Annotated in this window: 15 protein-coding genes; 8 read left to right on the top strand and 7 right to left on the bottom strand. The window is 73.3% G+C overall.

The window, feature by feature from the left end; all coding sequences use genetic code 11:
* The first annotated feature begins 6 nt into the window (after positions 1–6).
* The 6 genes from JXZ78_RS05195 (at position 7) to JXZ78_RS05170 (ending at position 8,595) form a co-directional block, all read left to right on the top strand.
* A complete protein-coding gene (locus JXZ78_RS05195; protein WP_425274949.1) occupies positions 7–2,538 on the top strand; it encodes a YfjP family GTPase in 2,532 nt (843 codons plus the stop codon).
* A gap of 304 nt (positions 2,539–2,842) precedes the next feature.
* Positions 2,843–3,400 (top strand): single-stranded DNA-binding protein, encoded by a 558-nt coding sequence (locus JXZ78_RS05190; protein ID WP_050502245.1) that lies wholly within the window; start codon positions 2,843–2,845, stop codon positions 3,398–3,400.
* Between the two features lie 416 nt (positions 3,401–3,816).
* The gene (locus tag JXZ78_RS05185) at positions 3,817–5,232 is read left to right on the top strand and encodes an LAETG motif-containing sortase-dependent surface protein (RefSeq protein WP_030018980.1); all 1,416 of its coding nucleotides are present in this window, start codon (positions 3,817–3,819) and stop codon (positions 5,230–5,232) included.
* Positions 5,233–5,621: 389 nt separating this feature from the next.
* A complete protein-coding gene (gene ettA, locus JXZ78_RS05180) occupies positions 5,622–7,286 on the top strand; it encodes an energy-dependent translational throttle protein EttA (RefSeq protein WP_078624084.1) in 1,665 nt (554 codons plus the stop codon).
* A 5-nt stretch (positions 7,287–7,291) separates the two neighbouring features.
* The gene (locus JXZ78_RS05175) at positions 7,292–7,735 is read left to right on the top strand and encodes an acyl-CoA thioesterase (RefSeq protein ID WP_030018982.1); all 444 of its coding nucleotides are present in this window, start codon (positions 7,292–7,294) and stop codon (positions 7,733–7,735) included.
* Positions 7,732–8,595 carry a DUF8010 domain-containing protein gene (locus JXZ78_RS05170; protein WP_030018983.1) on the top strand — a complete coding sequence of 288 codons (864 nt, stop codon included), beginning with the start codon at positions 7,732–7,734 and terminating at the stop codon, positions 8,593–8,595. Before JXZ78_RS05175 ends, JXZ78_RS05170 begins: the two co-directional genes overlap by 4 nt.
* Before the next feature lie 135 nt (positions 8,596–8,730).
* On the opposite strand, the gene JXZ78_RS05165 is transcribed toward JXZ78_RS05170, so the two are convergent.
* The gene (locus JXZ78_RS05165) at positions 8,731–9,135 is read right to left on the bottom strand and encodes a globin (RefSeq protein WP_030018984.1); all 405 of its coding nucleotides are present in this window, start codon (positions 9,133–9,135) and stop codon (positions 8,731–8,733) included.
* 74 nt (positions 9,136–9,209) lie between these two features.
* Between JXZ78_RS05165 and JXZ78_RS05160 the strand changes: the two genes are divergently transcribed.
* Entirely contained in the window at positions 9,210–10,286 is a 1,077-nt protein-coding gene (locus tag JXZ78_RS05160; RefSeq protein WP_030018985.1) for a methyltransferase domain-containing protein, read from the top strand.
* Between the two features lie 119 nt (positions 10,287–10,405).
* Here the strand turns inward: JXZ78_RS05160 and JXZ78_RS05155 are convergent, their stop codons facing one another.
* The 3 genes from JXZ78_RS05155 to JXZ78_RS05145 form a co-directional block, all read right to left on the bottom strand.
* Positions 10,406–11,866, bottom strand: coding sequence for an FHA domain-containing protein (locus tag JXZ78_RS05155; protein ID WP_443735633.1), 1,461 nt, complete (start codon positions 11,864–11,866; stop codon positions 10,406–10,408).
* Positions 11,867–12,385: 519 nt separating this feature from the next.
* The gene (locus JXZ78_RS05150) at positions 12,386–13,825 is read right to left on the bottom strand and encodes a vWA domain-containing protein (RefSeq protein WP_030018987.1); all 1,440 of its coding nucleotides are present in this window, start codon (positions 13,823–13,825) and stop codon (positions 12,386–12,388) included.
* A gap of 287 nt (positions 13,826–14,112) precedes the next feature.
* Complete coding sequence (locus tag JXZ78_RS05145; protein WP_238782681.1) at positions 14,113–15,459, bottom strand: PP2C family protein-serine/threonine phosphatase; 1,347 nt, start codon at positions 15,457–15,459, stop codon at positions 14,113–14,115.
* 214 nt (positions 15,460–15,673) lie between these two features.
* On the opposite strand from JXZ78_RS05145, the gene JXZ78_RS40640 reads away from it, so the two are divergent.
* Positions 15,674–16,036, top strand: a complete 363-nt coding sequence (locus JXZ78_RS40640) for a hypothetical protein (protein WP_030020603.1) — start codon at positions 15,674–15,676, stop codon at positions 16,034–16,036.
* Between the two features lie 63 nt (positions 16,037–16,099).
* Here the strand turns inward: JXZ78_RS40640 and JXZ78_RS05135 are convergent, their stop codons facing one another.
* From JXZ78_RS05135 to JXZ78_RS05125, 3 genes are all read right to left on the bottom strand, one after another.
* A complete protein-coding gene (locus tag JXZ78_RS05135) occupies positions 16,100–19,135 on the bottom strand; it encodes a serine/threonine-protein kinase (protein ID WP_238782680.1) in 3,036 nt (1,011 codons plus the stop codon).
* On the bottom strand, positions 19,132–20,484 hold the full coding sequence (locus JXZ78_RS05130) for a hypothetical protein (RefSeq protein ID WP_078624305.1): 1,353 nt from the start codon (positions 20,482–20,484) through the stop codon (positions 19,132–19,134). Before JXZ78_RS05130 ends, JXZ78_RS05135 begins: the two co-directional genes overlap by 4 nt.
* 510 nt (positions 20,485–20,994) lie before the next feature.
* On the bottom strand, positions 20,995–21,984 hold the full coding sequence (locus JXZ78_RS05125) for a glutamate ABC transporter substrate-binding protein (protein ID WP_030020600.1): 990 nt from the start codon (positions 21,982–21,984) through the stop codon (positions 20,995–20,997).
* Between the last annotated feature and the right edge of the window lie 9 nt (positions 21,985–21,993).

Genomic DNA, 21,993 nt, shown 5'->3' with positions numbered 1-21,993 from the left:
ACGGCGATGGCCACCGAGACGGCGACGGTCGTAGGGGCGGCCTCCGCGGCGTCTCCGAAGACAGCCCCGGATGTTTCGGATGATGCGGAAGTTCCGGGAGCCCCTGGAGCCCCTGGAGCCCCTGGAGCCCCTGGAGCCTCGGCAGATCTGACAGCCGCGGGAGCCTCGTCGGCCCCGGAAACCCCGACAGCCCCGGACGCGGCAGCTGCCCGGCCGGCCCCCGGCCAGGCCGAGGCGCGCACCTCCTGGAACGACGGGCTGATCGCCCGCCGTGCGAAGGACGGTGCCGACACGAAGCCCGCCGCCGGGCGGCGACACGCCCGCACACGGGAAGCGGCGGCGGAGCCACGCGAAGGCCGACAGCCCGAGTGGCGTGAATGGCCCGAGTGGCTGGAGTGGGAAGACCGGGACCGGAGTTCCCACCCGGACGGGAACGAGTGGCTGGACGACGGGGACGAGTGGCACCAGCAGCGCGACTGGCAGGAGTGGGAGGACGAGGGCGACAGCGAACTCGAAGCCGTACTGGCCGTGCTCCAGGAACCCGCGGAGCCCGTGCAGGAGCCGCGGGGCCGGCGCGGCCGCGCCCAGGAGGCGAAGGAGTGCGCCCCCGACCCCCGGACCCCTAGAGAGCCCAGAGGAACCAGAGCTGTCAGAGGGACCAGTGGCATCAGGCAGCGCAGAGAGCGCAGTGCCCCCGTAGGCCCAGAAACCCCCGAAGACCGCGACGACCACGCGTCCCCAGGCAGACCAGGAACCCTCAGGCCCCCTGGAACACCTAGGACTCCTGGGGCCCCTGGGACTCCTGCAACCCCTGGAGCCCCCAGAACCCGGCCGACCCCCGCCCAGCGGCTGCGGCCCCGCCTCGACGCTCTCCGGGAGCTCGTCGGGCTGTCCCGGACGCGCCTGGACGGGGCGACGCTGGCCGAGGCGGGACGGGTGCTCGGCGCGGCGGACGAGCGCTACCGGCTGTCCGGGGAACACACCGTCATCGCTGTCGCGGGGGCCACCGGCAGCGGGAAGTCGTCCCTGTTCAACGCGCTGGTGGGGGCGGACCACTCGGACGTGGGGGCGCGCCGGCCGACGACTTCGGAGCCGGTGGCCTGCGTGTGGTCCGGCGGGCAGCCGGGCGCGCACGGCCTGCTGGACCGGCTCGGAGTACCGGTGCGCCGCAGACACGCGCCGGCCGCCGGTTCGGCCACGCTGCCCGGTCTCGTCCTCCTGGACCTGCCCGACCACGACTCGGCCGCGGCCGGGCACCGTGAGCAGGTCGACCGGATGCTGGAGCTGGTGGACGCGGTGATCTGGGTGGTCGACCCGGAGAAGTACGCGGACGCGGTGCTGCACGAAAGGTATCTGCGGCCGCTGGCGGGCCATGCCGAGGTCATGTTCGTCGTCCTCAACCAGGTGGACCGGCTGCCGGGGGATGCCGCCGTACAGGTGGTCGACGATCTGCGGCGGCTGCTCGACGAGGACGGCCTGGCCCTCGGTGAGCATGGCGAACCGGGCGCCGCGGTACTGGCGCTGTCGGCGGCCACCGGAGAGGGCGTCGGGGATCTGCGGGAGGCCCTGCGCCAGTTCGTCGCGGAGCGCGGCGCGGCGGACCGGCGGCTGACCGCCGACGTGGACGCGGCGGCGGGGCGGCTGTGGCCGGTGTACGTGGCGGACGGACGGTACGGGCTGACGGAAGCGGCCCGGGAGGAGTTCGAGGACTGGCTCGCCGAGGCGGTCGGCGCCGGGGCCATGGGCAGCGCGGCGGAACGCGACTGGCTGCGCCACGGGGAGCGGGCCTGCGGCACGCCGTGGCTGCGCCTGCGGCTGCGCGGACGGCGGCCGGGCGCGGCGCGCGGGCGGTCCGGGCGGACGAGCCCGGGGCGTACGGGACGGTCCGGACTGTGGCACCGGGACGCGTGCGCGGACCCGTACGCGGAAGCGGACGCAGCCGGTGATGTGGACGGCGAGGACGAGTACGGCACCGTGAGCGGCTGGGTGCCGGTGGACGGGCGGGCGACGGCGCGGCCGCTGGTCGAGCAGGCCGTACGGGCCGTGGCGGGGGAGGCGTCGGAAGGGCTGCCGGCGCCCTGGGCGCAGGCGGTGCGCGAGGCGGCGTTCCGGGGCGCCGAGGGGCTGCCGGAGGCGCTGGACCGGGCGGCGGCGGTCTCGGAAGGGACCTTGCGTGCGGGGCCGCTGGTGCGGCCGCGGTGGTGGTCGGTGGCCGCGGTGACGCAGGGGTTGCTGACGGTGTTGCAGGTGACCGGGGTGCTGTGGCTGCTGGCCGTGGTGGTGGGCGCGGCGGATGCGGGGGAGTGGCTGTCCGCGCTGCTGGTGACGGTCATCGGGACGACGGGTGGCCCGGTTCTGTCGTGGGTGTGCGGAGTGTCGGGGCGCGGTGCGGCCCGTCGGTACGGCCAGGAAGCGGAACGCCGGCTGCGTACGGCGGCGGCGGGCTGCGGCCGCGCCGCGGTGCTGGAGCCGGTCGCCGCCGAACTGCTGCGCTATCGGGAGGTGCGGGAGCAGTACGCGGTGGCGGCGGGGTTGTGAGGCGGTGGGGCAGCGGGACTGGGAGACAGCGGGAATGGGAGACAGCGGGGCAGCGAGGCAGCGGGGTTGTGCGGCTTCGCAGCTGTACGGCTTCGGAGCTGTACGGCTTCGGGGCTGTGAGGGGGCGGGGCGCTGGGGCCCGCCGACACGATGATCCCTCGCCGGAGTGACGCAGTTGTCCACAACTCCGCGGTAGCACACAGGCCCCGGCAGGCTCCGGCGAATCCGTGCAGCATGGGTTCCACGCAGGCCCGGGGCCGGGCCGCAGGGCCCGCCCGGGCCCATGACGGGGGAGGCGACGGCAATGTACGAAACGATGGTGACGCTGGTGGGGAACGCCGCGACGGCGGTGGAGCACCGGCTGACCACGACAGGCGCTTCGGCGGCGCGGTTCCGTCTGGCGACGTCCGCGCGGCGCTGGGACAAGGAGCGCGGATGCTGGGTCGACGGGGACACGAGCTTCTACACCGTCCGCGCGTGGCGGACGCTGGCGGACCACGTCGCCGCCTCCGTCTCGCGCGGCGAACCCCTGGTCGTGCACGGCCGCATGCGGGTGTGGGACCGGGAACTGCCCGAGGAGAAGGGCGGACAGCGGCGGGTGTCGGTCGAGGTGGACGCCGTGGCCGTCGGGCACGACCTGTCGCGCGGCACCTCGGCCTTCCGGCGGATCAACCGGACGGGTACGGATCCGACGCCCCCGAGCGGCCGGCCGGGCGACGGGGAAGAACCCACCGAGGCGGCAACCCCTCCGCCCCTTTCACCCTCTCCGGCCCCTCCAGCCGCCGGACCGGCCACAGAACCTGACTGGTCGTCACCGCCCCCGGCACCCACTCGGGAGGAGGGCGGTATTGCCCCGGCCTGACACCTGGCCCGAGCGGTTCCGAACCTTCTGGTGGAGCCTCGCCGACACCGGCTGTCGGCAGCCTCCGAGGCTGCCCCGCCCCATCCTCTCCGGACCCTCTTCCGGCTCTCTCCCGCCCGTCTCCCGGATCTCCCCCGCACCCCCGATGCGCCTTACGCCGGAGAAGCGATCAGTGCCCGGAACGTCCCGGTGATTTGTCGATATTGCCAGGTCAAGTGGGGTGTAGTCGGTAACGATTGTGATTCGGATCGCTTATAGGACGGTATTGCGGGGGATCGTGTTCCGCCCGCTCTCTAGGATCCGTCGGGTACTCACGAGTACTCACGGGGGCTGATGTATTCGGCTGTTGAGTTCTTTGGGTTCATTCCGGCGAGGCAACTCCCCTATCGATCCCGCCTCGCCCAGAGGGGAAATTCATGATTTCAGTGAAGAGGCGGGGCGCAGCCCGCCTTGCCGCCGCGGTCCTGGCGTCGGGTCTGGTCGCGGCGGGCGCGATAGCCACCGCGGGTCCCGCCGCGGCTGACGAAGCGGCGCCGGTCCACGGTGGCGCCAGTGCCACGCTCGACGGTCTGAAGACCTACGGTCAGGCCGTCCTCCACGCCGACGGTCATGACCAGCGGATCGGCGCCGGACTCTTCGAGATGAAGGTCGACAACGGCGGCACCCTCCAGACGTACTGCATCGACATCGGCACGCCGACGCAGCAGATGGCGAAGTACAAGGAGGTGCCCTGGAGCGCCTCGTCGCTGCACGACAACCAGGACGCCGGCAAGATCCGCTGGATCCTGCAGAACTCCTACCCGCAGGTCAACGACCTGGCCTCGCTCGCCCAGAAGGCCGGTGCCGGGAGCCTGAGCGAGAAGACCGCTGCCGCCGGTACCCAGGTCGCGATCTGGCGCTTCTCCGACCACGTGAAGGTCGACGCCGTCGACCCCGCGGCCGGGAAGCTCGCCGACTACCTGGAGAAGAACGCGAAGAGCCTCAGCGAGCCCGAGGCGTCGCTGAAGCTGGACTCGCCGGCCGTCTCCGGCAAGTCCGGCAGCAAGCTCGGCCCGGTCACGGTCCGCACCAACGCCGGCAGCGTGACCGTCTCCCCGGCCGCCGGTACCCCCGCCGGCGTCAAGGTGGTCGGCGCCGACGGCAAGCCCGTCACCAAGGCGGTCAACGGCACCCAGCTCTTCTTCGACGTGCCCGCCGGCGCGAAGGACGGCGCCACCTCGCTGACCGCGCAGGCCGCCACGAAGGTCTCGGTCGGCCGCGCCTTCACCGGCAGCGTCGGCCGCGTCAAGAGCCAGACCATGATCCTGGCCGGCTCCAGCGAGTCCACCGCCACCGCGACCGCCACCGCCTCCTGGAAGAAGGAGGGCGCGGCCCCGGCCGTCACCGCGGAGAAGAACTGCTCCAAGGGCGGCGTGGACGTCACCGCCAGCAACAAGGGCGACGCGCCGTTCAAGTTCCAGCTGTCCGGCAAGGAGCACGTGATCGCGCCGGGCAAGTCCGAGACGATCACCGTCCCGGTCGGCGAGGACCAGGCGTACGAGATCACGATCGCGGGTGAGGGCGGCTTCAAGAAGACCTTCACCGGTGTCCTCGACTGCAAGACCGCCGGTACCACTCCCGGCAAGCCCTCCTCGCAGCCCAGCCCGGCCTCGGCCGGCGGCACCAGCGCCGGCAGCACCGGCGGCGGCACCGGCGGTGCGGGCGGCGACCTCGCCGAGACCGGCTCCAGCAGCGCCACCCCGGTGATCGCGGGTGTCGCGGTCGCGCTGGTCGTCGTCGGCGGTGGCGCGGTCTTCTTCCTCCGTAAGAAGAAGGCGGGCGTCACCCCGTAAGCGAGATGCGGGTCACCCTGTGACCGTACGCGCACCACCCACCGCCCTCCGTGCCCGAGCGAAACCGCTCCTCGGCCACGGAGGGCGGCGGCGTTTCCGGCCGGGGACATTCCCGGCCCGGACGCATCCGGGGCTCACGATCAAGGCCCGGGCCCTGCCCCTGAAGCCCCTGGCCCTGCCACGGAAGCCCCTGGCCCCGCCCCCGGTTCCCCTCTCCCCAGCGCCCCGATCACCGTCCCGGACCACCGCCCCCGAGGTACTCGTTTCCATCGCGGGCTGGCCGTACGGCAAGATGGGGTGTATCTGCCCTCGCGCGGCGGAGCCGCTCATCGGCCCACGCGGCGGAGCCGCATTGACCATGACAGATCCAGACTGCCGGACGGTTTCTCTTGGCTGAGTACATCTACACGATGCGCAAGGCGCGTAAGGCGCACGGCGACAAGGTCATTCTTGACGACGTGACGCTGAACTTCCTGCCTGGCGCGAAGATCGGTGTCGTGGGCCCCAACGGCGCCGGCAAGTCGACGGTGCTGAAGATCATGGCCGGTCTTGAGCAGCCGTCGAACGGTGACGCGTTCCTGTCCCCGGGCTTCTCCGTCGGCATGCTCCTCCAGGAGCCGCCGCTGGACGAGACCAAGACGGTCCTGGAGAACGTCCAGGACGGCGCCCGCGAGACCATGGACAAGCTCAAGCGCTTCAACGAGGTCGCCGAGCTGATGGCGACCGACTACAGCGACGCGCTGCTGGAGGAGATGGGCAGGCTCCAGGAGGACCTGGACCACGCCAACGCCTGGGACCTCGACACCCAGCTGGAGCAGGCCATGGACGCGCTGGGCTGCCCGCCCGGCGACTGGTCGGTCACCAACCTCTCCGGTGGTGAGAAGCGCCGCGTCGCGCTGTGCAAGCTCCTGCTGGAGGCCCCCGACCTGCTGCTCCTCGACGAGCCCACCAACCACCTGGACGCCGAGTCCGTCCAGTGGCTGGAGCAGCACCTCGCCCAGTACGCCGGCACCGTCGTCGCCGTCACCCACGACCGGTACTTCCTCGACAACGTCGCCGAGTGGATCCTCGAACTCGACCGCGGCCGCGCGCACCCGTACGAGGGCAACTACTCCACCTACCTCGACAAGAAGCAGACCCGCCTGAAGGTCGAGGGCCAGAAGGACGCCAAGCGCGCGAAGCGTCTGAAGGAAGAGCTGGAGTGGGTCCGCTCCAACGCCAAGGGCCGTCAGGCCAAGTCCAAGTCGCGTCTGTCCCGTTACGAGGAGATGGCGGCCGAGGCGGAGAAGACCCGGAAGCTGGACTTCGAGGAGATCCAGATCCCGCCGGGCCCGCGACTGGGCAACATCGTCGTCGAGGTCGAGAACCTCAGCAAGGCGTTCGGTGACAAGGTCCTCATCGACGACCTGTCGTTCACCCTGCCGCGCAACGGCATCGTCGGCGTCATCGGCCCGAACGGCGCCGGCAAGACCACGCTGTTCAAGATGATCCAGGGCCTGGAGGAGCCGGACTCCGGCCAGATCAAGGTCGGCGACACGGTCAAGATCTCCTACGTCGACCAGAACCGCGCCAACATCGACCCCAAGAAGACGCTGTGGGCCGTCGTCTCCGACGAGCTGGACTACATCAACGTCGGCCAGGTCGAGATGCCGTCCCGCGCCTACGTCTCGGCGTTCGGCTTCAAGGGCCCGGACCAGCAGAAGCCGGCCGGCGTGCTCTCCGGCGGTGAGCGCAACCGCCTGAACCTGGCGCTCACCCTCAAGCAGGGCGGCAACCTGCTGCTCCTCGACGAGCCGACCAACGACCTCGACGTCGAGACCCTGTCCTCGCTGGAGAACGCGCTGCTGGAGTTCCCCGGCTGCGCCGTGGTCGTCTCCCACGACCGCTGGTTCCTGGACCGTGTCGCCACGCACATCCTGGCGTACGAGGGCGAGTCCAAGTGGTTCTGGTTCGAGGGCAACTTCGAGTCGTACGAGAAGAACAAGGTCGAGCGGCTGGGCCCGGACGCGGCCCGTCCGCACCGCGCCACGTACAAGAAGCTCACCCGGGGCTGAGCCGCGTGCGACACCTGTACTCCTGCCCGCTGCGCTGGTCCGACATGGACGCTTTCGGCCATGTCAACAACGCGGTCTTCGTCCGCTACCTGGAAGAGGCGCGGATCGACTTCATGTGGCGGCTGGCGCCGGGCGAGGGCAGCACGTCCTTCTCCGGCGGGTCCGTCGTGGTCCGCCACGAGATCGACTACGTACGGCCGCTGGTCCACCGGCACGCGCCGGTGACCGTCGAGTCCTGGGTGACGAAGGTAGGCGCCGCGTCGATGACGATCGCCTACGAGATCAAGGACGAGGACACGGTGTACGTCCGCGCCTCGACCGTCGTCGTCCCGTACGACTTCGGCGCGGAGCGGCCCCGCCGTATCACCGCCGAGGAGAAGTCCTTCCTCAAGGAGTACATGGACGACGCGGACGGCGCCCAGCAGCAGGAGGGGGCCGTCGCCGCATGACGGCGTTGCGCCTGGCCGATGCCGGGGAGGCGGCGGATCTCGCCGCCTTCCTGGCCCGGCTGATCCACTACGACCGTGCCGCCGCGGTGCGGTTGCAGGCGGGCGGCGGGGTGCTCGCCGTGTTCGGGCGCCCGCCGTCGTTCGAGGTGCTGGCGATCCGTACGGCACGCCTGGCACCGGCCGCGCCCTCCGGCACCGGCCCGCGAACCGCTACGGGCCCGCGTACCGCTACGGGCCGGCAGACCGGTACAAGCCCGCAGACCGGTACGGGAACCGCTCCCGCCGCCGGTCTCGACCTCACCGTCTCCGCCGGCGACCTGCTCGAAGGCATCGATGAGGCGGCGGACAGCCTGACGCTGCCCGCCGCGGTCACCGGCCCGCCCTGGGCCGGCGTCCTGCCGCCGCGGGGCGGCTGGCAGCAGGTGCCGGGGCTGCCCTCGCCGCAGGCGCTCGGCCGGACCGTGGCCCTGGCCGTCGCCGAGTTCCGGGCCCGGGACGAGGCGCTCCCACCGGAACGCCGTACCCGTGCCGAGCGCGACCGCATCGGCCGCGAGATCTGGTCCCGGACGCTGGGCGACACCCACCTGCCGCTGCGCGCCGCGCACGCCGCCCAGTCCCTGGGCTTCCTGCGTCCCGTCCGGGCCGAAGCGCAGACCGCCGGCGTCCACGGGCTCGCGGGCGGTGGCCATGGTTCCGGTCCGGGCTCCGGCGCCGGTTCCGCGGGAGCCGGAGCCGCACTGGCGGAACCGCCCACGCTCACCCTGCTGACCGCGGGCGGCTGGCTGCGGCTGCGCACTCCCTACGGCTCGGTCGCGGTCCGTACGGGCGGACTGTCGGCACTCCCGGTGACACCCGCTTGACGCTCCCGGTGGCACCCGTGTGAGACGTCCGCCCGGAAAGCACGTCAGCGCCGGGTGTCACGCAGGCCGCCGCCGGGGCAGGCTGAAAGATCGCCGTCGGGACGGGGTGTGGGGACTGTGGGGGCCGCCAACGCCTCACTCAGCCGTATTGATCATCGACGCCGCCGCATACGTCATGTAGTTCCACAGCTGCGTCTCGTGCTCGGGGGACAGCTCCAGGGAGTCCACCGCGTCCCGCATGTGCTTGAGCCAGGCGTCGTGGGCGGCGCGGTCCACGGTGAAGGGCGCGTGCCGCATCCGCAGCCGCGGGTGGCCACGGCCGTCGCTGTACGTACGGGGGCCGCCCCAGTACTGCATGAGGAAGAGCGCGAGCCGCTCCTCGGCCGGGCCCAGGTCCTCCTCCGGGTACATCGGCCGCAGCAGCGGGTCCTCGGCCACCCCCTGGTAGAAACGGTGCACCAGGCGGCGGAACGTCGGCTCGCCACCGACCTGCTCGTAAAAAGTCTGTTCCTGAAGCGTGCCGCGCGGAATCTTGTTCACCCGTCCATGGTGTCAGACGACGCGGCGGAGCCGGACTGCTCGGCCGAGGACCCGCGACGTAGGACAGTGGAGACATGAGCGGTACACCATCCGGTCCGGAGCCGGACCACGAGCCGACGGCCGCGGCCCGCGCCGAGCTGATCCGGCAGATCAGAGCAGCCGGCCGGCTCGGCGACCCGCGCTGGCGGGCCGCCTTCGAGGAAGTCCCGCGGCACCTCTTCGTCCCGTACCACTTCGTGGCCACACCCCGCGGCTACCAACGGCTCTCAGGCTCCGATCCCGACCCCGGGCGACGGGCACGTTGGCTGGAAGACGTCTATACCGACACGGCGCTGGCGACGTACCTGCGGGACGGCGAGCCGGTGTCCACCAGCAGCCAGCCGTCGCTGATGGCGATGATGCTGGAAGACCTGCGGGTCGAGGAGGCGGAGGCTCAAGGCGGCCGCTGCCGCGTCCTGGAGATCGGCACGGGCACCGGCTACAACGCCGCCCTGCTCTCCCACCGGCTGGGCGCGGAGCACGTGACCACCGTCGACCTGGACGAGGAGATCACCGGCCCGGCCCGCGACCGGCTGGCCGCCGCGGGGCACCGGCCCACCGTGGTGACCGGCGACGGTGCCCGGGGCTGCCCGGAACGCGCACCGTACGACCGGATCATCGCCACCTGCGCGCTCCCGTCCGTACCGCCCGCCTGGATCACCCAGTGCACTCCCGGAGCCCTGATCCTGGCCCCGCTGGCGACCGGCCTGATCACCCTCCGCGTGACGGACCCCGAGGCCGTACGGGCGGAGGGCCGCTTCCTCCCCACCCCCGCCTACTTCGTCCCCCTGCGAGCCCACCCCGACCCCACCGCCCAGCCGTCCCACCCGGACCCCTCCGAGCGGCCCGACCCACCCGCCGAATCCGGCGGACATCACCACAACCCCCATCACGCCCTCCCCCGCGAAGCCCTGCGCGACGACCGTTTCCACTTCCTCCGCACCCTCACCGCCAACACCCTCACCCCGAACGAGGCCCACACCCTGTGGCACCACCAGAACCACCCCCGACGCGAACGCTTCGGCGTCACCGTCCAGGGGGCCTGTCAGTACGCGTGGCTCGATTCTGCTGAGGGGCCTCATCGGTGGGCGCTGCCTGGGCCTGGAAGCTAGGAGGCTGCTCCGTCTCATGCGAGAGCGGTGCCCGGCAGCGGAAAGCGCCGGCCACAGTGTGTGCACTGAAGCCGGCGCGTCTGCCGCTCACCGGTCCCGCCTGTCGGTGAACCGCCGTGTCAGGCCCGGCGGACCGTGATGGTGGTCCAGGCACCTACGTGGATGCGGTCGCCCTCGTGGAGAGGGGTGGGGACGTAGGGCTGGATCGGGTCTTCGGCGAGGTTGACGGTGGTGCCGTTGGTGGAGTTCTGGTCGACCACGGCCCAGCTGCCGTCGGGCTGCTGCACCAGGAGGGCGTGCTGGTGCGAGACACCCGGGTCCTCCGGCGGGCGGCCCAGGTCGATGTCCGGGGACTCGCCCGTGCTGTGCCGGCGGCGGCCGACGGCGATCTGGGTGCCGGTGAGCGGGATCTGCTGCTCGGGGGAGTAGGCGGGCAGGTTCAGGCCGGCCGCCTCCGGGCCGCTGCGGCCCATCATCGCCATGAAGTACTCGCGGTCCGGGGCGATCGCCACGACCCAGCCGTCACCGACGACCGGCGGCGGTCCGGGCGGGGCGGCGGGCCCCGGTGCGGGCTGGTTCCACTGCTGGTCGGGCTGCTGTTGCTGGTGCGCGTCCGGTTGCTGCGGCGGCCGGCCGAAGGGGCCGGGCTGCTGCTGCGGTTCGAACGGAGCCTGCGGCGGCGCCTGTTGGGCGGCCTGCGGGTCGTACGGGGCCTGAGGCGGCTGTTGCTGGGGAGGCTGCTGGGACTCGTACGGGCCCTGCTGCTGGGGTGGGGCGGGCGGGCCTTGGTGCGGGGGCGGGAAGCCGTAGCCGCCTTGGCCGCCCTGACTGCTCGGGCCGGCTTGGCCGCCTTGGCCGTGGTCCGGGCCGCCCTGCGGGCCCGGCTGCGCGGGCGGCGGGGACTGGGGCGGGGACTGGGGTGAGGACTGGGAGTTGGGCGGAGGCAGGGGCCAGTCGTCGTCGGCCGCTCGGGGTGGGGGTGTCGGGCTGGGGTGGCCGGTGGGTGCTCCGTGCGGGCCGGGTCGGCCTGCCTGTGCGGGGGTGCCGAACGGGCCGGGTTGTTCGGACGAGCCGAACTGGCCCGACTGGTCGGGCTGACCGAAGGGCCCGGGCTGGTCGGGCCGGCCGAAGGGCCCGGGCTGCTCGGGCTGACCGAACGCGTTGGGCTGGTCGGGCTGGCCGAACTGGCCGGACTGGTCCGGGGAGAGCGGTTCGGCGGGGCGGTTGATCTGGGACGGGCGGGAGCCCTGGTACTCGTACTGCTGCGGCGGGGTGGGCGGGCCCTGCTGCGGGGGCGGGAAGCCGTAGCCGCCCTGGGAGCCCGGGCCGCCCTGCGGGCCGGGGGGCGGCGGGGCGTACGAGGTGGCCGAGTGCGTCAGGAAGTTGTAGCGGCACTCCTCGCAGAACGGAGCCATCGCCTCGCGCGGCGTACGGCACTGGGGGCACAGCTCCGGCCGGCTGCCCGGCTGGGGCTGCTGGCCGGGGCCGAAACCCTGGTGGGGAGGGGGCGCGGGGGTGTTCGGTCCCGGGGCCGGCGGCGGGAAGCCGTAGCCGCCCTGACTGCCGGGGCCGCTCTGCATGCCCTGGCCGCCCTGGCTGCCGTGCGGGCCGGGGGCCGGGCCGGGGCCCTGGCCCATCGGTCCCTGCGGTGCGGGCGGCGGGGTCTGCTGGAGCGGGGGCTGGGGGGCCGGAGCCTGGCCCTGGTGGGGCGGCGGAGTCTGCTGCGGTGAAGGGGCCTGCTGAGGCGAAGAAGCCTGCTGAGGTGGCGGGGTCTGCTGAGGCGGTTGGGGCTGGCCGGGGAAGGCCTGCCCGCCCTGGGAGGCGCCGGGGGCTCCGGAGGTGCCGGTGTCGCCGGGGGCTCCGGGGCCGTTCTGGGGGGCCGGGCCGCCCTGCGGAGCGGGCGGCGGCGCCGGCTGGCCGGCCGGAGGTGTATTGAGGAACCCCGCGGGCAGGGAGGGCGGCGGGGGAACAGCGCCCGCCATCCGGTGGCCGCACACCTCGCACCAGTCTTCGGCCACCGACTGATGGCCGTTCGGGCAGGTCGGCATGTCGGATCTTCCCCCTCAGTACCGATTGTGTTCGGTAGTACGTCTAGTTTGTTATTTCTTGACGCGAACTGTCTTGGTCGAGCGCGTTTCGAGCGTCATCTCGTCCGCCTCTGTGACCTTCGCCTTCAGTCGCACAGTACCGGTCGCCGCATCGACGACGTCCACCACCTTCGCAAGCAGTTTCGCAGTGTCCTCGTTCCCGGACGCGCTCGCCAGTTGCACGGCCCGGCCCAGCTTCGCCGTGGCATCGTCCGCGTCGCCCGACTTGCGGGCATCCAGACCCTGCTGGATGACCTGGGCCAGTTCGGCCTGTCCGGTGTAGTGCGCGACTTGGGGATTGATACTGGTCGAAGCGGTCATGTCGTCCGTCCAGATCGCGCGCACGAGCCCCTGCGCCAGGGTCCGGGTGCCGCCGCCCGGTTCGGGGAGGACGAGCGAGATCCGCGCGGCCAGCATCTCCTGGCCCACCTCGGCCGCCCGGACGCGTACACACACGTGGTAGTCGCGGGACTCGTCACCCCAGGAACCTGTCGGATAGTCGCCGGTCCGCGGGCCGGATTCGGTACGGCGGCCGGTCAGGTCCTCGACGGCCGGTGCCACCTGTTTGACGAAGGCGACCTGCGCGCTCTGCGGGGTCCACAGCCGCAGGGTGACGTCCGCCACCTCCTTGCCCATCGCGGCCTCCATCATCCGTGTGAAGTCGGCGGCCAGCCCGGCCGGGTCGGCGACGATGTCGGCCGTGCCGAGCAGCGCCGAGGCGACGCCGGTGACCTCCTTGACCTCCCAGTCCGTACCGACGCCGCGGGCGTCGCAGGTGAAGCGGCCGGCGCAGGCGTCGAGGGTGGCCCGCAGCTCCTGGGGCGACTCGTGTTCGTTGCGGCCGTCGGTGAGCAGGATGCCGTGCCGGACGGCGACGTCCGCGTCGGCCAGCAGCCGGTCGGTCAGCCGCAGCCAGGTGCCGATGGCGGTGCCGCCGCCGGCGCTCAGCTTGCGCAGCGCCTCCTTGGCCTGCGCGCGGGTCGTCGGTCCGGCGGTGGCGAGCCGCCCGCCGCCCGGGTAGACCTCGGCCGCCTGGTGCGTACCGGCCACCACGGCGAAGGCGGTGCCGTCCCGTACGGTGTCGATCGCGGCGGCCGTGGCGTCGCGCGCGTTGCGCATCTTGGTGGGCGGGTAGTCCATCGAGCCGGAGCAGTCCACCATGATCACGACGGCTGCGTGCCGTACGCCGTTGTGGTTGCGGGGGCCGGGTCCGGTTCCGGGTTCCGGGCCGGGTTCGGGCCCGGGTCCGCTCGCAATCCTGGCTCCGGCTTTGGTTCCGGTTCCGGCGGGGTCCGTGCCTGCGGCGAAGAGTGGCATTCCGCCGCTGGTGCCGCCCCCGGTGGCGGTGACGGTGACGATGGCGTTCACCTCGCGCCCGCCCTCGGGCAGGTACGCGTTCTGGTAGACCTCGGTGGCGAACCGCGGCACGCCGGACTTGGAGAAATTGGCCATCTGATCCGCTCCTTTGTGCCGCCGCGAGGCTCCGCAGCGCAGTCGTCGCGGCGGTGAAGAGACACCTGGGCGGGCGGAAGTCCCCGTGATCATCCCCCCGTTGGCGCTGTGCTCCTGCTGATGGGTACGGGTCCGGGTGGTGCCGGTGGTGCCGGTGGTGCCGACGGTTCCGGTGGTGCGGTGTGTGGCTGCTGGTACGGGTCAGGGTCAGCCGGGCGGGGCCGGGGGCAGCAGGGCTCCCGGCCACCGTGGCCGACGAGGGCGGGCGGCGCGCCCCCGGCGGACGCTCAGGCCGATCCTGCCCGTCCCCGCGGCGCCGGGAACGGCACCACCGCCACTGTTACGTTGTCGTGGCCCCCGCCGGCGAGCGCGTGGGCGACCAGGGTCCGCGCACTGTGCAGCGGCCGGTCGTGCGCGTCGCCCGGCAGCACCGCGGCCAACTGCTCCGCGGCCTCGGCGTAATTCCACAGTCCGTCCGTGCACACCACCACTACACCCGGTCCGTCGGGTTTGAAGGAAGCGGTGTGCGGTTCGAGTTCGTACGCGTCGGCGCCGAGCCAGCCCGTGATGGCGTGCGCCCGGTCGTCCGCGTATGCCTCCGCCTCCGACATCAGGTTGTTGGCGACCATCTGCGCCGCCCAGGAGTCGTCCTCGGTCAGGCGGACGGCGGGCGCGCCGCGGTCGTCGGGGACCCAGTACGCGCGGCTGTCGCCGACCCAGCCGATGACGAGCAGCCCACCGCCGACCACCGCGCCGACGAAGGTGCAGGCCGGAGCGTTCTGCTGGCGGTACGGGTCGTGCTGCTGGGCCTGGTTGGGCGCGGCGGCCAGGGCGTTGACGGACTTGGCGGCGGCGAGGATCGCGTCGTGCATGGCCCGCTGCGGGTGCGTACCGCCGGGCAGGGCGGCCAGCAGCGACCGCGCCGCGACCCCGGACGCGGCGGCGGACGCGTCGTCGGGCCGCGAGGCGGAGGAGACGCCGTCGCAGACGATGGCGAGTACGGCGGGTGAGCCGTCCGGCAGCGCTCCTTCGGCGACCGCGAAGAAGTCCTCGTTGCGGTGGTGGCGGTGGCCCCGGTCGGTGACCGCCGCCACGCCCGGCAGTTCCCGTTCCATGTGATCACGTTCGCGTGGCTGGGCGTGGCCGCAGTTCTCGCAGTAACCGTCGCCGGTGACCGTCCCCGCGTGGCAGAGCGCGCAGATACGGGTGCCTTGCGCGGGGGTCTGGTGTTCGGGGGAGGGGGGTGACGGGGGAGTAGGGGCGGGGGTGGTGGGAGTGGCGTGGGGCGTGGGGGCGGTGGGGGTTTGGGCTGGTGGGGATGCCGGTCCGCCGGGCGCCTGAGGGCCGGTGGGGCCGGTGGGCTCGGCCGGGCCGGAGGGGGCGGTCGGGCCGGAGGGGGCGGTCGGGCCGGTCGGGGCCGGGTCGGGTTCCGGGCCGGAGCCGCGCGCGTCCGCGGAGCGGTCCGCTGCTTCGGCGGCGAGGTCGTAACCGACGATACGGGGGTCCGGGGCACCGCCGTGCGATGCGGCGGCCTGGTGGGCGGCACTTCCGTACGAACTGCCGGCCGACGGCGGAACGCTCGCCTCCGCATGGGGTGCCCGGGACTGCGCGTCGCCCTGTGCGTGGGCCTGCACGCCGACGCCGGCCGGTGCGTGTACCGGCTGCCCTCCCGGCGCGTAGCCCGGCGCGGCCGGCGGCGGTACGGGGGCGTGCGGGGTCTGGGGATGGTGCGGGGGATGTGAGGCGTGCGAGGGGTGTGGGGCGTGCGGCACGTGCGGGACCTGCGCCGATCCGTTCGCGTGCGCGGCGCCCGACGCGTACGCGGAGCCGCTGTCGTGCCGTGCTCCCGTGCCGTGCGCGGCCGGCCCGCCGTACGACGGGGCGGGTACGGGAGCGGCCGGCGGCGGGACGACTTCCGGTGACGGGACGGTTGTCGGCAGCGAAGCGGCCGCCGGTGGCGCGGCGGGCGGTTGCGACGGCGAGACGGACGGCGACGGCGATGACGACGGCGACGGCGCCGCCGAGACGGACGGCGTCGCCCCTCCCGCCCCCGGCATCAAGAACGACGCGGGCAGCGCGACGGACCCCGGCGGCGCGCCCCCCGATCCTGGCGCGGCATGCGCCGTGTCGCCCAGCGGGACCGTGGGGCGGTCACCGGCCGCGCCCGGCCCGGCGGGGGCCACGACGTCGGCGCCGCAGAATCCGCAGTAGTTGTCCCCCGGTTCGAGCGGCTCGCTGCAGCTCGCACACCGGAACGGCCCTGTCACACCCATGTCACACCCACGTCCTGGGGCGGAAGCGGTTGGCCCGTTCCACCAGCTCGATCCTTTCCTCGCCGCGCTGCGCCAGCCGGGCGAGCAGTCTGAACGACCGCTCCAGGCCGAACCGCAGGCCGCGTTCGTCCAGTGCGCTGCCGAGCAGACCGGGCCGGGCGGCGGCACCGCCGGAACCGGGCCCGGGGGCCCCGGACGGCAATGTACGCCCCTGCCGCTCGGCACCGCGGCTACCGGAGAGTACCCAGTCGAGGGCACAGCCCAGCACTTCGGTCGTCAGTTGTTCGCGGCGCTCCGCGTCCAGCCCGGAGTCCGCCAGCTGCTCGACCTGCCCGGCCGCCGACCGCAAATCCTCCAGCAGGGCGTCGTGGGCGGGACGTTGCCGCAACCGGGCCCGGACGGCCGCGATGCGCGCCGCAGTGTAGTGAATGGAGGATTCCGGTACGGATTCCAGGGCGGCCACGGCTCCGGCCCGGTCACCGGCCGCCAGCCGCACCCGGGCCAGCCCGAACGCCGCGCTGACGTAACTGTGGTCGGTGGCCCACACCAGCCGGTAGTACTCCGCCGCGTTGTCCAGCTGTCCCAGCACCTCGGCGCAGACGGCGAGCGCCAGCTTGGGCGCTGGTTCGCCGGGGAAGGCGTCGTACATCGCGTCGAACGACAAGGCCGCCGTCTCGCGGTCGTCGTTCGTCAGCGCCACCAGGCCGCGGTACCAGACCACCCGCCAGTCCTCGTTCCAGCCCCGGTCGGGCTCCGTCTCGACGGCGCGCAGTTCACGCAGGGCCGCCGCGCCGTCCCCCATCTCCAGCTGGGCCCGCAGCCTGCGCAGCCGGGTTTCCATGGTGTCGGCGGGGGCCGCGCGCAGCGCGCTGACCAGCTCGGCGGGGGCGGCGGCCAGCAGACCGGCCAGGAAACCCGCGTTCGGGTCGGCGGGATCGACGCGCGGTACGGGCAGGGCGAGTACGGCCAGGCCGGTGTCGAGCGGACGGAGAGCGGGTGCCCCGCGCACGCCACCGGCCGTCGCGGCCGCCGCTCCAGTGGCGCCGCTCATCGTCTGCGGGCCGGTGGCCGACGTGACTTCGTAGGCGACCTGCGCGGGGACGGCTGCTGGGGAAGGCGCCGCCGACTGTGCGGCGTTTCCGGCCGGTGCCCCGCCTCCGCCGGCCCCCCTGAGCGCTCCGCCACCGCCTCCGCCGACACCCCCGGGCGCCCCGATTCCGGTGGCCGGGCCGACCACCGCTTTCCCCTTCCGCCCTGCGGCGGGAACCGCACGCGCACCGAGCAGCGAGGTGTCCCCCTCCGCACGCGCCACCACATCCGTGTCCACGACGCGCAGCTCCGGCCCGAACAGCGTGGAGAGCGCGGGCCGCTGTTCACCCGTCCGGAGCGCCATGACCTCCCGCAGCACCCCCGTCAGCTGCTCGGCCATCTCCTCCGCCGACGCGAACCGCCGCGCCGGATCGGGGTCGGTCGCCCGGACCAGCAGCCGGTAGAAGGACTCGTACGTACGGAAGACCTCGATGTTGTCGGGGTCGGGCAGCGAGTCCACGAAGACGTTCGTGTAGCCCTGGAAGTCGAAGGTGAGGACGGCGAGGGTACGGGCGACCGTGTAGAGGTCGGAGCTGACGGACGGGCCCGCGGCGGCGACTTCGGGTGCCTGGTAGCCGATCGTGCCGTAGATCGCGCTCTCGTCGTCGTCCATCCGGCGGACCGCGCCCATGTCGATCAGCTTGAGCTGGTCGTTCTGCTGGATCGCGTTGTCGACCTTGAAATCGCAGTACAGGAGGTTGCGGCTGTGCAGGTGGCCGAGCGCCTCCAGGGCCTCGATGCCGTACGCGCACGCCTGCTCGACCGGCAGCGGGTCGCGGCGTCCGTGCGCCGTACGCCGCTCGTTGGCGATGTCCTTGAGGGACTTGCCGCCGACGTACTCCATGACGATGTAGCCGTCCAGGCTGCCGGTCGTACGGTCCAGGTGCTCGACGAAGTTGTAGATGCGGACGATGTTGGAGTGCTCGATCTCGGCGAGGAAACGGCGTTCGGACGCGGCCACGGCGAGGGCTTCCTCGTCGCCGGTGTCCAGCAGACCCTTGAGGACCACCCACCGGTCGGAGACGGCGCGGTCGATCGCCAGGTAGATCCAGCCCAGACCGCCGTGCGCCAGGCAGCCGACGACCTCGTAGCTGCCGTGCACCACGTCGCCGGGGCGCAGCTTGGGCACGAAGCTGTACGGGTGGCCGCACTTGGTGCAGAAACCTTCCGTACGGCCCGGACGGTCGCCGCGGGCCCGGCCCACCGGGGCGCCGCAGTCGCCGCGGCTGCAGAACCGCTTCCGCTCGGGGACCTCCGGGTTCTCCAGGACGGCCGTACGCGGATCCGGACGCGGAACTTCCGGTACCGCCACCAGCCCGGCCCCCAGCCGCCCACGGGACGGTCCGGATCCGGTACCGGAGCCGCGGCCGGCGCTGCGTACCGACACGGACATCGAACGCGTCGAGGCGCCCGGCAGGGAGCGGGAGAGGCGGCCGGAGACGGAGCGCCGGGAGGTCGAGGAACGGGCGGAGGCGGAAGCGGAAGCGGAAGCGGCCCTGCGCCCGCCGGCGGACGGTACGGAGACGGAGCCGTGCCCCGCCGCCCCGGCCCTGCCGGAGCCACCGGAGCCACCGGAGGCACCCGAGCTTCCTGAACCGCCTGAGCCGCTCAAACCACCTGAACCACCCGAACCGCCAACACCACCTGAACCGCCAACACCGACAGAACCGGCAAAGCTCAGCGAGCCCCCAGAGCCCCCAGAGCCCCCAGAGCCCCCAGAGCCCCCAGCCCTTCCCGCCTCCTCGGCCCCCTCGGCCCCTCCAACACCAGCCACCCCCCGCCGCGCCGCCGTGACACCCGTCGGTGGTGAGCCGACCATCCCCTCCCGTGACACGACCGGCGCCAGGCCGCAGGTGTCGCAGTACCGTTCGCCGCCGCCCACGTCCTCGTACGTGCCTGGGCACTCGCGGCGCTGGCACGGGTCGCCGCCGGTCCGCTCCTCGGTCATGTTCCCCCCTGTGGTCCGTCCGCCGGCCCGCCGTCCGGCCCCGGTGGCCGGAGCGCCTCGGCCACCGTCCGCTGATAGCGCAGTACCGCCTGTTCGGCCACCCGCAGGTCGCACGGCGCGCTCCACAGCATCCGCCGCGCGGCGTCGTAGCGCTCGATCAGCAGCGGGTCCTCGGCCAGGCCGTACCGTGCCGCCTTCGCCTTGTACGCGTCCAGGCGGCCGCGGAGTTCGGCCCGTACGGCCAGTGGGGCGGTGACCGCCGTCAACGATTCGCGGGCGCGGTGCAGTTCGTCCTCGGCGCGCTGTTCGAGGCTGTCGAGCAGCGGGGAGAGGCGGTGCCACTGGGCGTGCCGGCGGTACTCGGCGGCGGTGGACAGCTGCTCGTGCAGCGCCGTGGACGGGCCGCTGACGGCGGGCACCTCGGACGCGGCGATCTTCGCGAGCACCTCGCCGCGGGCCTGCCGCGCCTCGGTGAGCGTCCGGTCCGCGCGGGAGAGCACGTCGCGCAGCCGCATCAGCCGGCGCTCGGCGTCCTGCCGTACGTCCAGAACCGCTTCGATCTCCCGCCGGACGTCCTCCAGGGCGAGCGCCGCGCGGTCGTAGCGGGCGGTGTCCGGGCGGCCGCCGCCGGGCGCGGCGCTGCGGTCGGCGTCCGGGACCCAGTAGGCCAGCGGGTCGGACACCACCTGGGCGCGCAGGTGCGTCAGTTCGTACGTGATGCGCTCCAGGTCGTCGCCGGCCGGGTGCTCCCCGGGACGTACGCCGACGGACCGCGCCAGGGACAGGGTGCGGCGCAGCTCGGCGGCGAGCAGGTCTATCCGGGCGGGCAGCGCGGACCATACGGCGTCGGCGGAGACGATCACGTCCAGCGCTGCCGCGTACATGCCGTTCATCCGCTCGACCAGTTCCTCCAGGCTGAACTGCTCGCTCAGCCGGACCGGGCCGCCGCCGGCCTGCGGTGAGCCGCCGCCGCCGGCGGCCGCGCCGGAGACGGTGACGCGGGTGCCGCGCAGCAGCTCGGTCAGTTCGGCGAGGTCGTCGGGGGACGGCCAGCGGCGCCGGGCGCGCAGCTCACGGGCGGCGGTGAGCGCCCTGGTGTACGCGTCGAAGTGCGCCCACAGGACGGTGATGGACTGTTCGGTGGCGGCCCAGCGCTCCTTGGTGAGGCCGGTGAGTTCGGCGCCCTCCAGGAGCCTGCGGCCCGCGTGGTCCTGGAGGGCGAGCAGCGAGGTCTCGATCGCCTCGTACTCGGCAGCGAGCCGGCCCAGGGCGCGGTCCACCTCCTCCCGGCTCATCACCGGATCTTGGGACTTCCCCGGGGAGCCGGGGAAGGGTCCAGGGGCCCCCATCGATCACCTCTCCACAGTGCGTGCGGTGCGCGGCGGCCGTGACGGTCGTCGCGACGGTTGCGGTGCGTGCGGCCGGTGCGGCGGTTGTGGTGCGCGCATCCGGTGCGGCGGGTGCGGCGGCCGGGTACGGCGGTACGGAGCGGGCGCTCCCGTACGACGGCACCCCGAGGCGTCGTGGCCGCGCTCTCGCCGACGCCTTCCGCCGGATCCGCCCGCTCCGCCCCTGTTGTCTCCCCTGCTGCCTACCCTGCTGCCTACCCTGCTGTCTCCTCCTCCGGTTCGCGCGGCTCCGCGTCCGTGATGCTCCTTCCATGGTGACGCGACCGGCGGGCAAACGCCGATCCGTGGTGCGGCACCGGCCCGCCCCGTACGGCCGGCCCGCCATGTGCCGCCGCCCGGCCCCGAAGCACCCGCCACTGCCGGGCCGCCCGCCCCAGGACCATCCGCCCCCGGCCCGCGCCCCCCGATGCGCCCCTCAACGCGCCCCGCGGCGCCCGCCCCCCGCACGGATCAGTCGCTGTACTGGGGCTCGGGCGCCTTCGTTATCCCGGGCAGGTCCGCCTGCAGCCACTTCTTGTAGGCGGCCATCCACCGGCTCCCGCTGCCGCCGTCGCGGTAGTCCTCCAGCACCTTGTTGACCCGACGCACCAGGTCGGCGTCGGCGCGGTTGACCGCCACCCCGTACGGCTCGTCGGTGAACGGTTTGCCCTTCAGCTGCACGGTCGGGTCCTGCGCGGCCTGCGCCGCGGCCAGCGCGTTGTCGGTCACCACCGCGTCGGCCTCGCCGAGTTGCAGGCGCACCAGGCAGTCCAGCTGGTTCGGTACGGTCACGACGCGGGCGCCGTGCCGTTCCTCGGCCAGCCGGGACTCGCCCGTGGAACCGGCCGCCGTGCAGACCCGTTTGCCCTTCAGGGAGTCGTCGAAGGCGGTGATCGAGGAGTCCTTCGGCGCGAGGACCTGCTGTCCGCCCTGGAAGTACGCGGTGGAGAAGGCGACCTGGCGTTTGCGGGCGCAGTTGATGGTCATGGTCCGTACGACCAGGTCGACGGTGCGCTCCTGGAGGGCGGGGATGCGCTGGTTGGTGGGGATCGCCCGGAACGTGATCTTCGGATCGGCGCCGAGGATGTCCTCGGCGATCGCCCGCACCAGATCGATGTCGAAGCCCTCCAGGTCACCGGTGGCCGGGTTGCGGTAGCCCCAGCGGTAGGTGTTCTGGTCGACGCCGACGATCAGCCGGCCCCGGGCCTTGATCCGGTCCACCGCCGGGCCGTCGTCCGGGGAGGGCCGCAGGCTCGCGGCGGCGTTGCCGGGGGTGCAGTCCGCGGCCGTGGCGTCGGCGTGCGCGGTGCTCGTCCCGTGCGGGAGGGGGCGGGGCGCCGGGGCGTCACTCCCGAGCACCGGGACGAGGACGGCGGCCGCCGCCGCCATCACGCACACGCCCGCCGCCACCGGGGCCAGCGCGGCCCGCAGATTGCGCAGACCCCTCGCGCGCTTCGTCATGTCGCCATC

It is taken from the genome of Streptomyces monomycini (assembly GCF_022271435.1).
Lineage (GTDB): Bacteria > Actinomycetota > Actinomycetes > Streptomycetales > Streptomycetaceae > Streptomyces > Streptomyces monomycini.
The sequence above is the reverse complement of the archived record's forward strand: the minus strand, read 5'-3'. Positions and strand labels throughout refer to the sequence as shown.

Coding starts and splice junctions, on each gene's coding strand:
- JXZ78_RS05195 (WP_425274949.1), top strand. CDS start 7: ATGGCCACCGAGACGGCGACGGTCGTAGGGGCGGCCTCCGCGGCGTCT.
- JXZ78_RS05190 (WP_050502245.1), top strand. CDS start 2,843: ATGTACGAAACGATGGTGACGCTGGTGGGGAACGCCGCGACGGCGGTG.
- JXZ78_RS05185 (WP_030018980.1), top strand. CDS start 3,817: ATGATTTCAGTGAAGAGGCGGGGCGCAGCCCGCCTTGCCGCCGCGGTC.
- JXZ78_RS05170 (WP_030018983.1), top strand. CDS start 7,732: ATGACGGCGTTGCGCCTGGCCGATGCCGGGGAGGCGGCGGATCTCGCC.
- JXZ78_RS05160 (WP_030018985.1), top strand. CDS start 9,210: ATGAGCGGTACACCATCCGGTCCGGAGCCGGACCACGAGCCGACGGCC.
- JXZ78_RS05155 (WP_443735633.1), bottom strand. CDS start 11,866: ATGCAGAGCGGCCCCGGCAGTCAGGGCGGCTACGGCTTCCCGCCGCCG.
- JXZ78_RS05150 (WP_030018987.1), bottom strand. CDS start 13,825: ATGGCCAATTTCTCCAAGTCCGGCGTGCCGCGGTTCGCCACCGAGGTC.
- JXZ78_RS05135 (WP_238782680.1), bottom strand. CDS start 19,135: ATGACCGAGGAGCGGACCGGCGGCGACCCGTGCCAGCGCCGCGAGTGC.
- JXZ78_RS05130 (WP_078624305.1), bottom strand. CDS start 20,484: ATGGGGGCCCCTGGACCCTTCCCCGGCTCCCCGGGGAAGTCCCAAGAT.
- JXZ78_RS05125 (WP_030020600.1), bottom strand. CDS start 21,984: ATGACGAAGCGCGCGAGGGGTCTGCGCAATCTGCGGGCCGCGCTGGCC.